The 13,290-nt window shown below is 70.2% G+C and carries 10 protein-coding genes; 9 read left to right on the forward strand and 1 reads right to left on the reverse strand.

Going from position 1 to position 13,290, the window contains the following annotated elements; translation table 11 throughout:
• The first annotated feature begins 3 nt into the window (after positions 1-3).
• The 8 genes from ACWDGI_RS31685 (at position 4) to ACWDGI_RS31720 (ending at position 11,663) form a co-directional block, all read left to right on the forward strand.
• The gene (locus ACWDGI_RS31685; protein WP_450764883.1) at positions 4-927 is read left to right on the forward strand and encodes a carbohydrate ABC transporter permease; all 924 of its coding nucleotides are present in this window, start codon (positions 4-6) and stop codon (positions 925-927) included.
• Positions 928-1,300: 373 nt separating this feature from the next.
• Positions 1,301-2,500: an ROK family transcriptional regulator gene (locus ACWDGI_RS31690; RefSeq protein WP_450764885.1), complete on the forward strand. Its 1,200-nt coding sequence runs from the start codon at positions 1,301-1,303 to the stop codon at positions 2,498-2,500.
• A 122-nt stretch (positions 2,501-2,622) separates the two neighbouring features.
• Positions 2,623-3,726: a sugar ABC transporter substrate-binding protein gene (locus ACWDGI_RS31695; RefSeq protein WP_351710421.1), complete on the forward strand. Its 1,104-nt coding sequence runs from the start codon at positions 2,623-2,625 to the stop codon at positions 3,724-3,726.
• Positions 3,727-4,054: 328 nt separating this feature from the next.
• Positions 4,055-4,846, forward strand: a complete 792-nt coding sequence (locus ACWDGI_RS31700; protein ID WP_450764888.1) for an ATP-binding cassette domain-containing protein — start codon at positions 4,055-4,057, stop codon at positions 4,844-4,846.
• The gene (locus ACWDGI_RS31705; protein WP_450764890.1) at positions 4,843-6,192 is read left to right on the forward strand and encodes a sugar ABC transporter permease; all 1,350 of its coding nucleotides are present in this window, start codon (positions 4,843-4,845) and stop codon (positions 6,190-6,192) included. Before ACWDGI_RS31700 ends, ACWDGI_RS31705 begins: the two co-directional genes overlap by 4 nt.
• Before the next feature lie 289 nt (positions 6,193-6,481).
• The gene (gene dxs / locus ACWDGI_RS31710) at positions 6,482-8,398 is read left to right on the forward strand and encodes a 1-deoxy-D-xylulose-5-phosphate synthase (protein ID WP_450764892.1); all 1,917 of its coding nucleotides are present in this window, start codon (positions 6,482-6,484) and stop codon (positions 8,396-8,398) included.
• A 247-nt stretch (positions 8,399-8,645) separates the two neighbouring features.
• Complete coding sequence (locus ACWDGI_RS31715; RefSeq protein WP_450764894.1) at positions 8,646-10,142, forward strand: amino acid permease; 1,497 nt, start codon at positions 8,646-8,648, stop codon at positions 10,140-10,142.
• A 72-nt stretch (positions 10,143-10,214) separates the two neighbouring features.
• The gene (locus ACWDGI_RS31720) at positions 10,215-11,663 is read left to right on the forward strand and encodes an ArnT family glycosyltransferase (RefSeq protein WP_450764896.1); all 1,449 of its coding nucleotides are present in this window, start codon (positions 10,215-10,217) and stop codon (positions 11,661-11,663) included.
• 168 nt (positions 11,664-11,831) lie between these two features.
• On the opposite strand, the gene ACWDGI_RS31725 is transcribed toward ACWDGI_RS31720, so the two are convergent.
• Complete coding sequence (locus tag ACWDGI_RS31725) at positions 11,832-12,203, reverse strand: NTP pyrophosphohydrolase (protein ID WP_450764898.1); 372 nt, start codon at positions 12,201-12,203, stop codon at positions 11,832-11,834.
• Positions 12,204-12,268: 65 nt separating this feature from the next.
• Between ACWDGI_RS31725 and ACWDGI_RS31730 the strand changes: the two genes are divergently transcribed.
• Positions 12,269-13,285 (forward strand): hypothetical protein, encoded by a 1,017-nt coding sequence (locus ACWDGI_RS31730; protein WP_450764900.1) that lies wholly within the window; start codon positions 12,269-12,271, stop codon positions 13,283-13,285.
• Positions 13,286-13,290 lie beyond the last annotated feature (5 nt).

Here is a 13,290-nt window from a genome sequence, read left to right on the forward strand (position 1 = left end):
GCGATGACGACGACCGAGACCGACGCCCCGATGCCGACCGGCCCGGACGCGCCCGTGGCCAAGACCGAGATCCCCGCGCCGGAGCCGTCCCGGCGCAGGCGCGAGGGCGGGATCCTCAACGTCTTCTCCCACGGCGTCCTGGTCCTCTGGGCGATCATGGTGGTCATGCCGCTGGTCTGGGCGGTGATGACCTCCTTCAAGGACGACAGGTCCATCTTCAGCTCGCCGTGGGCGCTGCCGGACAAGCTGCACTTCGACAACTGGTCGCGGGCCTGGACCCAGGCCAACATGAGCGACTACTTCCTGAACACCATCCTGGTGGTGGGCGGCTCGCTGATCGGCACGCTGGTGCTCGGCTCGATGGCGGCCTACGTCCTGGCCCGCTTCGACTTCCCGGGCAACCGCTTCATCTACTTCCTGTTCATCGGCGGCATGAGCTTCCCGATCATGCTCGCGCTGGTCCCGCTGTTCTACGTCGTGAACAACATGGGCCTGCTGAACACCATCCACGGCCTGATCCTGGTCTACATCGCGTACTCGCTGCCGTTCACGGTCTTCTTCCTCACGGCGTTCTTCCGCACCCTGCCCACCTCGGTGGCCGAAGCCGCCTTCGTCGACGGCGCCTCGCACACCCGCACGTTCTTCCAGATCATGCTGCCGATGGCGAAGCCCGGCCTGATCAGCGTGGGGATCTTCAACTTCCTGGGGCAGTGGAACCAGTACATGCTCCCGACGGTCCTCAACACGGACCCCGACAAGCACGTCCTCACCCAGGGCCTGGTCCAGCTGGCGGTCAGTCAGGGTTACAAGGGCGACTGGTCGGGCCTGTTCGCCGGCCTGGTGATGGCGATGCTCCCGGTCCTGGCGGCGTACATCATCTTCCAGCGCCAGGTGGTGGCGGGCCTGACGGCGGGCGCTCTGAAGTAACGCGAATATTCGCAACCCGAAAGAGGGCGCCTTCGAATCCGGCGGCCACGACCACGCCCTGAAGGGGCGCGGGGCTGTGTTCACGATGCGGCTCCGCCGCGTGGGCGCGACCAGCCACAACGGCGCCGCACCCGCTCCGCCACGGTGACCCGTACCCCCTCTCCCGCCTGCTCACCAGTGGCCTAGACATGTCGAAAGCATGTCCCTCAGGCGACCCCCGAACCGCCAACGATTTCTGTCAAGGACTTGACGGCGGTAACCCGTTCAGCAGAGCTTGGAGTTCATAACTTGTAAGTGGCCCGGTCTCAGTGAGGTGACCTGGGTCACGTTGGCGGCACCGTGGCCGCCTCCGATGGCGGGAGTGGATGGGTCGATGGAGACTCCGGGGTCGCAGTCGTCGCTGCACCGAGCCAACCTGGAACGTGTCGTACGGGCCGTACGACTGGCCGGATCGCTCACGCAGGCGGAGATCGCGCGCACGACCGGCCTCTCGGCGGCGACGGTCTCCAACATCGTGCGCGAGCTCAAGGACGGTGGAACCGTCGAGGTCACGCCCACGTCGGCGGGTGGCCGCAGGGCCCGCAGCGTGAGTCTGAGCGGTGACGCAGGCATCGTCATCGGGGTCGACTTCGGCCATACCCACCTGCGCGTCGCGATCGGGAACCTGGCCCACCAGGTGCTGGCCGAGGAGTCCGAACCGCTCGACGTGGACTCGTCGTCCAGCCAGGGCTTCGACCGGGCGGAAGAGCTGGTCAACCGCCTGATCGCGGCGACCGGCGTGGACCGTTCGAAGATCGCCGGTGTGGGCGTCGGCGTACCCGGACCGATCGACGTCGAGTCCGGCACCCTCGGCTCCAGCGCCATCCTGCCCGGCTGGATCGGCGCGAGACCCGCCGAGGAGCTCAGACTCCGTCTCGGCGTCCCCGTGCACGTGGACAACGACGCCAACCTCGGCGCCCTGGGCGAGCTGGTCTGGGGCAGCGGCAAGGGCGTGCGTGATCTCGCTTACATCAAGGTCGCGAGCGGTGTCGGCGCCGGTCTGGTGATCAACGGGAAGATCTACCGGGGCCCCGGCGGCACGGCGGGCGAAATCGGACATATTACACTCGATGAATCCGGCCCGGTCTGCCGCTGCGGCAACCGCGGCTGCCTGGAGACCTTCGCGGCGGCCCGCTACGTGCTGCCACTGCTCCAGCCCGGTCACGGCACCGACCTGACCATGGAAGGCGTCGTGCGGCTGGCCCGGGACGGCGACCCAGGCTGCCGTCGGGTGATCGCCGATGTCGGCCGGCACATCGGCAGTGGTGTGGCCAATCTCTGCAACCTGCTGAACCCGAGCAGGGTGGTCCTCGGCGGCGACCTCGCCGAGGCCGGAGAGCTGGTCCTGGCGCCGATCAGGGAGTCCGTGGGGCGCTATGCGATCCCCAGCGCCGCCCGGCAACTCTCGGTGCTTCCAGGGGCCCTTGGCGGCCGTGCGGAGGTGCTCGGCGCACTTGCTCTGGCGCTCAGCGAGATGGGCGATTCGACCCTTTTGGACGGGTCGTTGCCTGCCGTTGCACCTGCCTTCACTTAGAGAACGAATGGCGCCGTTGCCATCTCGTTAAGTATTTACTTCTTGACGCCGCAGTCACGGCCGAGTTGACTTCCAGCCACCTCGGCCGCAGCGTTGCGGCCCTGTCAGGGAGGCACCCCCAAATGAACGCAACGATGCGTAGAGTCGTGATCGGCACCGCCGCGGTTTCCATGGCGCTGTCCGTCGCCGCCTGTGGCAAGGCCGGCGACGACAAGAAGAGCGACTCGTCCAGCAGCAGCTCCTCCGGTGGCAAGACCATCGGCCTGCTGCTCCCCGACAGCGTGACCGCGCGCTACGAGAAGTTCGACCACCCGTACTTCGAGGCGCAGGTCAAGTCGCTGTGTGCCGACTGCACCGTCGACTACGCGAACGCTGCGGGTGACGCCGCCAAGCAGGCCCAGCAGGTCAGCACCATGGTCACCAAGGGCGTCAAGGTCATCGTGATCTCCGCCCAGGACTCTGCGGCCATCAAGTCCTCCATCGACGCCGCCGTGGCCAAGGGCGTCAAGGTCGTCGCGTACGACCGCCTCGCCCAGGGCAAGGTCTCGGCCTACGTCTCCTTCGACAACGTCAAGGTCGGCGAGCTGCAGGGCCAGGCCCTCCTCGACGCCCTCGGCTCCAAGGCGACCACCAAGTCCAAGGTCGTCATGATCAACGGTGACGACGCCGACCCGAACGCCGCCCAGTTCAAGGCGGGTGCCCACAAGGCCCTGGACGGCAAGGTCAAGATCGCCTACGAGCAGTCCGGCCTGTGGAAGGACACCGTCGCCGCGCAGAAGGTCAAGGCGGCCATCACGCAGCTCGGCGCCAAGAACATCGCGGGCGTCTACTCCGCCAACGACGGCATGGCCGGTGGTATCGCCACCACCCTCAAGGGCGCCGGCATCAGCGGCATCCCGCTGACCGGTCAGGACGCGGAGCTCGCGGGCATCCAGCGCATCGTCGCCGGCACCCAGTCCTCCACCGTCTACAAGGCGTTCAAGCCGGAGGCCGACGCCGCCGCCACGATCGCCGTGGACCTGCTGCAGGGCAAGAGCATCTCCTCGCTCGCCACCACCACGCAGACCAGCGGCTCCGGTGACAAGGTGCCCTCCCAGCTGCTGACCCCCGTGTCGGTCACCAAGGCCAACATCACGGACACCGTGATCAAGGACAAGCTGTACACCGTCGCGGACATCTGCACCGCCGAGTTCGCCAAGGCCTGCAAGGCCGCCGGCCTGCAGTAGTCCAGCCCTGGAGCCGTCCGGCTCCGGCCGCCAGCGCCCGGGTGATCGCAGTACGACACCCGGGCCCCGGCCGCCCGACGCACCACCCGGCCCTTCCGCAAGGTGCCCGGTCCGTCCGGCGGTCTCGCGAAACCCCTCCGACGCCCGCTCCGGCCTTCATACCCCGCTGCCGGAGCGGGCGTCGGACGGACCCGTTGCCAAGCGCAGCGGATTCGCGCATGTTCATCTTGTAAACCACGTGCGTACACCGACCAACCTGAGGTACCGCACGGCCCTCCGCGCCTGATCACACAAGCGCGGCATCCCCGCCGGTCAGGCGGCGAAGGAGATGGTTCACGTGTCCGCTACGCCCGTGCTGGCGTTGCGCGGAGTCTCCAAGCGATTCGGTGCGGTCCAGGCCCTCACCGAAGTCGAGCTGGAGGTCCACGCCGGAGAAGTGGTCGCCCTGGTGGGCGACAACGGCGCAGGAAAGTCGACCCTGGTCAAGACGATCGCGGGTGTCCACCCCATCGATGAGGGCGTCATCGAGTGGGAGGGCGGCCCGGTCAGCATCAACAAGCCGCACGACGCCCAGGGACTCGGCGTCGCGACGGTCTACCAGGACCTCGCCCTCTGCGACAACCTCGACGTGGTCGGCAACCTCTTCCTCGGCCGTGAGCTGCTGCACCGCGGCGTCATCGACGAGGTCACGATGGAGAAGCAGGCCCGCGAGCTGCTGAGCACGCTCTCCATCCGCATCCCGAGCGTCCGCATCCCGATCGCCAGTCTCTCCGGCGGTCAGCGTCAGGTCGTGGCCATCGCCCGCGCCCTGATCGGCGACCCCAAGGTCGTCATCCTCGACGAGCCCACCGCGGCCCTCGGTGTCGAGCAGACCGCGCAGGTCCTCGACCTGGTCGAGCGGCTGCGCGAGCGCAACCTCGCCGTCATCCTCATCAGCCACAACATGGCCGACGTGAAGGCGGTCGCGGACACCGTGGCGGTGCTGCGACTCGGCAAGAACAATGGTTTCTTCCCCGTGAAGAGCACCAGCCAGGAAGAGATCATCGCGGCGATCACGGGTGCCACGGACAACGCCGTGACCCGTCGTTCGGAGCGTCGCACCCCGGAGGCGGCAAAGTGAGTGAGACGTCGAACAAGACCGTAGAGGGCGGCGAGTCGCCCAAGATCGAGAAGGCCGAGGCCGCCGAGGCCCCGACCACGGTGGCGCCCGCCGACGACCCCACGGCCGCGCCGGTCACGGTCGTCGACCCGCGCCTGCTGGTCCGTGAAGAGGGCTTCAAGGGCTACCTCACGGAGTTCAAGCGCCGGGTGAAGGGCGGCGAGCTGGGCTCGCTGCCGGTGGTCGTCGGCCTGATCATCATCTGGACCATCTTCCAGGTGAAGAACAGCCTGTTCCTGAGCGCGGACAACCTCTCCAACATCAGCTACTTCCTCGCGGCCACCGGCATGCTCGCCATCGGCCTGGTGTTCGTGCTGCTGCTCGGCGAGATCGACCTGTCCGTCGGCTCGGTCAGCGGACTCGCGTCCACGGTGTTCGCCGTCTTCGTGGTCAACCACGGCATGAACCAGTGGCTGGCGCTGGTCCTCACGATCATCACCGGCATCGGCATCGGCGCTCTGCACGGCTGGTTCTTCGCGAAGATCGGCGTACCCGCGTTCGTGGTCACCCTGGCCGGCTTCCTCGGCTGGAACGGCCTGATGCTGTGGCTGCTGGGCTCCAGCGGCACGATCAACATCCCGGCCGACAGCGGTCCGGTGCACGTCCTCGGCCAGAGCTCCTTCTTCATGGACCAGGCCATCATCGGCGCCTACCTGCTGGCCGGCCTCGGTGTGGTGCTCTCGGCGGTGGGCCAGTTCAACGAGCAGCGCCGGCGCCGTGCGGCGGGTGTGCCGTTCCGGCCCACCAGCGAGATCCTGGTCCGTGTCGTGCTGCTCGCGGTCGCGTCCTTCGCGGCGGCCGCGGTGCTGAACAACGCGTCCGGTGTCTCCAACGCGCTGGTGATCTTCCTCGCCTCGCTGGTGATCGTCGACTTCGTGCTCCGTCGTACGACCTACGGCCGCAAGGTCTTCGCGGTCGGCGGTGGCATCGAGGCGGCCCGCCGTGCGGGTATCAGCGTGCCGATGGTCCGGATCACCGTGTTCGCGATCTCCGGTGGCTTCGCGGCCATCGGCGGTATGTTCTTCGCCGGTCAGACGGCGAGCGCGACGCTGAACGCCGGTGGCGGCAACACGCTGATGCTCGCCATCGCGGCGGCCGTCATCGGTGGTACGTCCCTGTTCGGTGGCCGCGGTACCGTCTGGTCCGCCCTCCTGGGCATGCTGGTCATCCAGTCGATCCAGACCGGCCTCGACCTGCTGAACATGAACACGTCGATCCAGTACATGATCACCGGTGGTGTTCTGCTGGGTGCGGTCGTCATCGACTCCGTCTCCCGTAAGAGCCAGAAGGCGGCGGGGCGCGGATAGCTCCGATCGCCGTCGGGGTCGCGGCGCGTGGGCGGCTTCACCGCCGTCGTGGTTGATCGCGCCCACGCGGTGGTAGCCGCAAATGAACACAGCCCCGCGCCCCTGAGGTTTCCGACTGTGCCCGGCACTGTCCAGTGCCGGGCACAGTCATGTCTTAGGTGGGGCTCATGATGGGTACAGCCGATCGCGTGACCCATGACCCAAGGGCCGGAGTCGTTCCGCCCGGGCGGAACATTAGACTCGATGAGCCCGGCAACAGCTCGATCAGCTCTACTGCAAGGAGGCACGGGTGCCGCTGCTGACCCGTATCAGGGGACCGCGCGATCTGGACCGGCTCAGCCCCGAGGAGCTGGTCCAGCTGGCAGAGGAGATCCGGAGCTTCCTCGTGGAAGCGGTCTCCAAGACCGGCGGACACCTGGGTCCCAACCTGGGCGTGGTCGAGCTCACCATCGCCCTGCACCGCGTCTTCGACTCCCCGAAGGACAAGGTGCTGTGGGACACCGGCCACCAGTCCTACGTGCACAAGCTGCTCACCGGCCGGCAGGACTTCTCGAAGTTGAAGCAGAAGGGCGGCCTGTCCGGCTACCCCTCGCAGGCCGAGTCCGAGCACGACGTCATCGAGAACAGCCACGCCTCCACGGTGCTCGGCTGGGCCGACGGCATCGCCAAGGGCAACCAGCTGCTCGAACGCGACAGCCACGTCGTCGCCGTGATCGGTGACGGCGCCCTCACCGGCGGCATGGCCTGGGAGGCGCTCAACAACATCGCCGACGCCAAGGACCGCCCGCTGGTCATCGTCGTCAACGACAACGAGCGGTCGTACGCCCCGACCATCGGCGGCCTCGCCAACCATCTGGCGACCCTGCGCACGACGGACGGGTACGAGCGGTTCCTGGCCCGGGGCAAGGACCTGCTGGAGCGCACCCCGGTCGTCGGGAGGCCGCTCTACGACACCCTGCACGGCGCCAAGAAGGGGCTGAAGGACTTCATCGCGCCGCAGGGCATGTTCGAGGACCTGGGCCTCAAGTACGTCGGCCCGATCGACGGCCACGACATGGAGGCCCTGGAGTCGGCCCTCGCCCGGGCCAAACGGTTCGGCGGCCCGGTGATCGTGCACTGCCTCACCGAGAAGGGCCGCGGCTACCAGCCCGCCCTCCAGGACGAGGCCGACCGCTTCCACGGCATCGGCCCCATCCACCCCGACACCGGCCTGCCGGTCAAGGCCTCCGGCGCCGACTGGACCTCCGTCTTCGGCGACGAGATGGTCGAGCTCGGCAAGGAGCGCGAGGACATCGTCGCCATCACGGCGGCCATGCTCCAGCCGGTCGGCCTGAAGAAGTTCGCCGACACCTTCCCGGAGCGGATCTACGACGTCGGCATCGCCGAGCAGCACGGTGCCACCTCGGCGGCGGGCCTGGCCACGACCGGACTGCACCCGGTCTTCGCCGTGTACGCCACCTTCCTCAACCGCGCCTTCGACCAGGTGCTGATGGACGTGGCCCTGCACAGGTGCGGGGTGACCTTCGTCCTGGACCGGGCCGGCGTCACCGGTACCGACGGCGCCTCCCACAACGGCATGTGGGACATGTCGATCCTCCAGGTCGTCCCCGGCCTGCGGCTCGCCGCCCCGCGCGACGCCGACCAGGTCCGCGCCCAGCTCCGCGAGGCCGTCGAGGTCGACGACGCACCGACGGTCGTCCGCTTCTCGAAGGGCGCGGTCGGCCCCGCCGTGGCCGCCGTCGGCAGGGTCGGCGGCATGGACGTGCTGCGCGAGCCCGGCACCGACACCCCGGACGTGCTCCTGGTCTCCGTGGGCGCCCTCGCCCCGATGTGCCTGGAGATCGCCGGCCTCCTCGACAAGCAGGGCATCTCCACCACCGTCGTGGACCCGCGCTGGGTGAAGCCGGTGGACGAGGCGATGGCCCCGCTGGCGGAGCGGCACCGGGTGGTCGTCACGGTCGAGGACAACATCCGCGTCGGCGGGGTGGGCGCGACGATCGCCCAGGCCCTGCGCGACGCGGGCGTCGACGTCCCCCTCCGCGACTTCGGCATCCCGCCCCGCTTCCTCGACCACGCGTCGAGGGCCGAGATCATGACGGAGATCGGCCTGACGGCCCCGGACATCGCCCGCCAGGTGACCGGCCTGGTGGCCAAGCTGGACGGTACGACGACGGAGGTCGACTCGGTGGAGCCCGCGAGGGATTGAGGCGCCCCGGCCGGGGCGCCCCGTAAGGGGCGTGGGGCTGAATTCGACAGGCGGCTCCGCCGCGTGGGCGTGACCAGCCCCCGCGGCCCCGCACCCCCCGACGCATCCCGAACCACCCCAATGGGTCGGTCTCTCTCACCCCTCCGGTGGCGAGACCGACCCATCTGCGTGAACCTGCCTTTGCCGGGGCATACGCATCCCCGGCCCTCTCGATCATGTCGAGGACGACAAACGTGGGAGGTAGGCAGTGGCCAGTTCGCTCTTCAGGACCAAGAACGTCGAACAGTCCATCAAGGACACCGAGGAACCGGAGCACGCGCTCAAGAAGTCGCTGTCGGCGCTGGACCTCACGGTCTTCGGCGTGGGTGTCATCATCGGCACCGGCATCTTCGTCCTGACCGGCACGGCCGCCAAGAACTCCGCGGGCCCCGCCGTCGCACTCTCCTTCGTCGTCGCCGGCGTCGTCTGCGGCCTCGCCGCGCTCTGCTACGCCGAGTTCGCCTCCACCGTCCCGGTCGCCGGTTCGGCGTACACCTTCTCGTACGCCTCGCTCGGCGAGTTCCCCGCGTGGATCATCGGCTGGGACCTGGTGCTGGAGCTGGCGCTGGGCACGGCGGTGGTCGCCGTCGGCTGGTCGGGGTACATCCACTCGCTGCTCGACAACGCCGGCTGGCATCTGCCCGGGTACCTCAGCGGCCGCGACGGCGCCCACGGCTTCGGCTTCGACATCCTCGCCGCCGCCCTGGTCCTCGTCCTCACCGCGATCCTCGTCGTCGGCATGAAGCTCTCCGCCCGGGTCACCTCGGTCGTCGTCGCCATCAAGGTGGCGGTCGTCCTGGTCGTCATCATCGCCGGCGCCTTCTTCATCCACAGCGGCAACTACAGCCCCTTCGTCCCGCCGAAGGAGGCGGTGCCGGCGGGCGGCAACCTCAAGGCCCCGCTGATCCAGCTGATGTTCGGCTGGGCGCCCTCCAACTTCGGCGTGATGGGCATCTTCACCGCCGCGTCCGTCGTCTTCTTCGCCTTCATCGGCTTCGACGTCGTCGCCACCGCCGCCGAGGAGACCCGCAACCCCCAGCGGGACGTGCCGCGAGGCATCATCGGCTCCCTCATCATCTGCACCTTGCTGTACGTGGCCGTGGCCATCGTGGTGACCGGCATGCAGAAGTACAGCGAGCTGTCCGTGGACGCCCCGCTCGCCGACGCGTTCAAGGCCACCGGGCACCCCTGGTTCGCGGGTCTGATCAGCTTCGGCGCGGCCGTCGGCCTGACCACCGTGTGCATGATCCTGCTGCTCGGCCAGTCCCGGGTGTTCTTCGCGATGAGCCGGGACGGGCTGCTGCCCCGGTTCTTCTCGCACACCCACCCGAGGTTCCGCACCCCGTACCGGCCGACCATCCTGCTGGGCGTCGTCATCGCGATCGTCGCCGGCTTCACCAGTCTCAGCGAACTCGCCGAACTCGTGAACATCGGCACGCTCTTCGCCTTCATCGTCGTCGCGATCAGCGTCATCATCCTGCGCAACACCCGGCCCGACCTGGATCGGTCCTTCCGCACCCCGTGGGTGCCGGCGCTGCCGATCGTCTCCGTGCTGGCCTCGCTGTGGCTGATGCTCAACCTGCCGGCCGAGACCTGGCTGCGGTTCGCCATCTGGATGGTCATCGGCTTCGCCGTCTACTTCCTCTACGGCCGCTCGCACAGCCGCCTCGCCGGACAGCAGCGGACCCCGGCCGACGCTCCGTAATCGTCAGGCTCGCCACTCCGGCCCCGTATGTCCCGTCAAGGTGGGACTGCGGGGCCGGATAGCGTGCTCCCCATGCTTGTCGCCCCTCTCGTCCCGTCACGATCCGTAGTCGTCCGGAAGGGGTACTGGGCGCGGCTGCTGCCGCTGCTCGCCGTGCTGGCCTGCGTCACCCGGGTGCCGTCCTTCCGGCGGCCGCTGTGGAACCCGGACGAGGGCTTCCTCGCCGTACAGGCGCGCATGCTGGCGCGCGGCGGGCAGCTGTACGAGACGGTCGTGGACCGCAAACCGCCGCTGCTGCCCTGGCTGTACGAGGGGGCGTTCGCGGTCTTCGGGTCGGGGTCGCTCACCCCGCTCCGGGTGCTCGCCGTACTCGCCCAGCTGGCCACCGCCGTACTGCTCGCGTCGATCGCCCGGCGCCGGTGGGGCGACCGGGCGGGGTGTACCGCCGGGGCGCTGTATCTGCTGGTCTCGGTGGGGCTCAACCCCGAGGACGCGCAGGCGGCGACCTTCGAGGTGTTCATACTGCCGGCCACGGCCGCCGCGATGTGGTGCGCCGACCGCCGCCGCTGGGGCGCCGCCGGAGCAGCCGTCGCCTGCGCCGTGCTCACCAAGCAGACCGGCGGCGCGGTCCTGCTGCCGGTGGTCTACCTGCTCAACCGGTACGGCGGCCCGCGCGCGGGCCTGCTCCGGCTGGCCGCCGGCCTCACCCTGCCGGTACTGGGCGCGGCCCTGCTCACCGACCCGGCCGGCTTCGCCTTCTGGACGGTCACCGGCTCCGGCGCCTACGCCTCCTTCACCGGCTCCGAACTCCACGTCCTGGCACGGGCGTTGACCAACACCGCGATCCTCGCCGCGGCCTGCGCCGGACTGCTCCCGCCGGTCGCCCGCGCCCTGCGCATCGCCCGTACCGGCGCCGCCGACCTGTGGCTGTGGCTGGGCGCGTCGGCGGTCGCCGTCACCCTCGGCTTCCACTTCTTCGGCCACTACTTCCTGCAACTCACCCCGCCGCTCGCGCTGCTGGCCACGGCCGCGCTGCAGATCCTGCCGAGGGAGCGGACCGCGGCCGCCGTCCGCACCTCGGCCTGCGTCTGCGCCCTCTTCCTGACCTGGGGTCTCCTGGCCCCCCGACCCGAACTCGCGCACGCCCAGCGGCTCGCGCTCGCCCTCGCCCATCGCACCCAGCCCGGCGACCGGGTGCTGGTCTGGGGCATGCACCCGGAGACGTACTGGCTCGCCGACCGCACCCCCGCCACCCGCTATCTCACCGCCGGCCTGCTCACCAACTTCAGCGGCGGCAGGGACGGTCCGCAGGTCGGCGAGAAGTACGCCGTCGAGGGCACCTGGCCGGTGTTCCGCGCGGAGCTGGCCGACCGGGCGCCGGCCCTGGTGGTCGACGACTCCCGGGGCAAGCCGTACGGCCCGGACCGCGTCCCCAGCCTGCGCCGCCTGCTCACGGCCGACTACGAACAGGTGGCCGAGGTGGACGGAGCGGTGCTGTACGCCCGCGCGCCGGCCGAGTGAGCCCGCGCAACGACCGGCACGGGCGGGCCCGGGTCGGTGGAGCAGGGGTGCGGGTGGGTCCCCGCGCCCTCCAGGGCGTCGGCGGCGCCCCCGGCTTCCATGGAGCGGCAGGCGTGGCCCGACCCGGCTCCGTGGCGTGCGGGGGTGCGGCCGGGGTGCGGCGCCGGTTCAGTGGAGCAGGGCGTTCGGGCCGATCACCTCGGCGCCCAACTCGGTGACCCTGCGCCGGAGTTCGCGGTCGGCGGTGATGACGAGGCGGGGGCGGCCGGGGGCCTCCGCGGTCAGCTCGACGATGCGGTCGTCGCCGCTGCCGGCCGCCGACTCCACCCGTACCCCGGGCACCGACTCCACCCCGCGGGCCGCGCCCTCGACGACGAGCACCAGGTCCACCGGGGTCGGGTGGCCGGGCAGGCCCCGCTCGGCCAGTCGGTCGCGCAGCCGCTCGGCGGCCCCCTTGCGGTCCCGCCACCAGCCGTCCGGCCGTGACCCGACGACGTTCGCACCGTCGACGATCACCAGCAGGGGTGCTTCGTCATCCATGCCCCCAGCCTCGCACGCCAGGGGCCCGGGCCACTGCCCCGAAGGGCCCCGCTTAGAGTGAAGCGGTGAACGGCGACTGGCTCCTCCGCGGCCGTGACGGCCGGCTCAGTGTCTATCTGCCGTCGGGCGACGCCGTGCTGTGCCGGGCGGAACGCGGCCCCGGCAGCCCCTGGGGCACCCCCCGGAAGATGGGCGGCGACCAGCGGCTGCACCCCGGTTTCTCGGTGGGCCGGGGTGCCGACGGATACGCCCACCTGGTCGCCTGGCGGCCCACGGTGAAGGGCGAGTCGGGCCTGGTCCACTCCACCCACTACCGCCCGCGTCTGGCCGCCCTGGACTGGCAGCCGATCGGCCACCCGAACAAGAAGGGCGAGATCACCGGCGCCCCGGCCGTCGCGGTGGACGCCCAGGGCCGCGCCCATGTCTTCGTCCGCAACCGGGGGCGCGGAGCGAGCATGGTCGCCCAGAAGGAGAAGGGCGGCTGGGAGCCGTGGCGCGATCTGAAGGGCCGGCTGGTCGAGGACGGACTCGCGGCGGTCACCGGTGAGTCGGGGCGGGTGGAGGTGTACGCGGCCGTACCGGGCGGGATCGTGTACTGGCGGCAGGAGGCGGCGGGCAAGCCGCCGGTTCTGCTGGAGGCCCTGGAGGCCCCGGTCCGGCCGGGCACCCTCGCCGCCCTGGCCACCTCCGCCGAGAGCACGACCCTCTACTACAGCGACGAGGCCGGCGACCTGTGCGCCTGGCGTCCCGGCGGCAAGCCGTACACCCTGCTGCCCTCCGCCGGGCCGGGGCCGGTCGCCGCGGTCCGCTGCGAACTCGACGGACACGACTGCACCCTGCTCGCGCAGCGCTCGGCGAGCGGCCGGGTGGCGTTCGCCGCGTACCCCACGGAGGACGAGCGGGCCGGTGCCTGGTGGACCGAGTCGGGGCCGCAGCTCCCGGCCGACGCGACGGTCGCCCTGACCACGGACGGGGACGACCGGGTCACCGCGGCGACCCTCTCCCCGTCCACCGGGCAACTCCGGCTCACCCGGCGCAAGGACGAACCGGGGCTGGCCCTGGAAGCCTGGCGCGAGGTCTGACGTAT

The organism is Streptomyces sp. NPDC001220, assembly GCF_053597895.1.

Bases quoted from the DNA above. Each gene is read 5' to 3' on its own strand.
- ACWDGI_RS31685 (WP_450764883.1), top strand. From the start codon at position 4: ATGACGACGACCGAGACCGACGCCCCGATGCCGACCGGCCCGGACGCG.
- ACWDGI_RS31690 (WP_450764885.1), top strand. From the start codon at position 1,301: ATGGAGACTCCGGGGTCGCAGTCGTCGCTGCACCGAGCCAACCTGGAA.
- ACWDGI_RS31695 (WP_351710421.1), top strand. From the start codon at position 2,623: ATGAACGCAACGATGCGTAGAGTCGTGATCGGCACCGCCGCGGTTTCC.
- ACWDGI_RS31700 (WP_450764888.1), top strand. From the start codon at position 4,055: ATGGTTCACGTGTCCGCTACGCCCGTGCTGGCGTTGCGCGGAGTCTCC.
- ACWDGI_RS31720 (WP_450764896.1), top strand. From the start codon at position 10,215: ATGCTTGTCGCCCCTCTCGTCCCGTCACGATCCGTAGTCGTCCGGAAG.
- ACWDGI_RS31725 (WP_450764898.1), bottom strand. From the start codon at position 12,203: ATGGATGACGAAGCACCCCTGCTGGTGATCGTCGACGGTGCGAACGTC.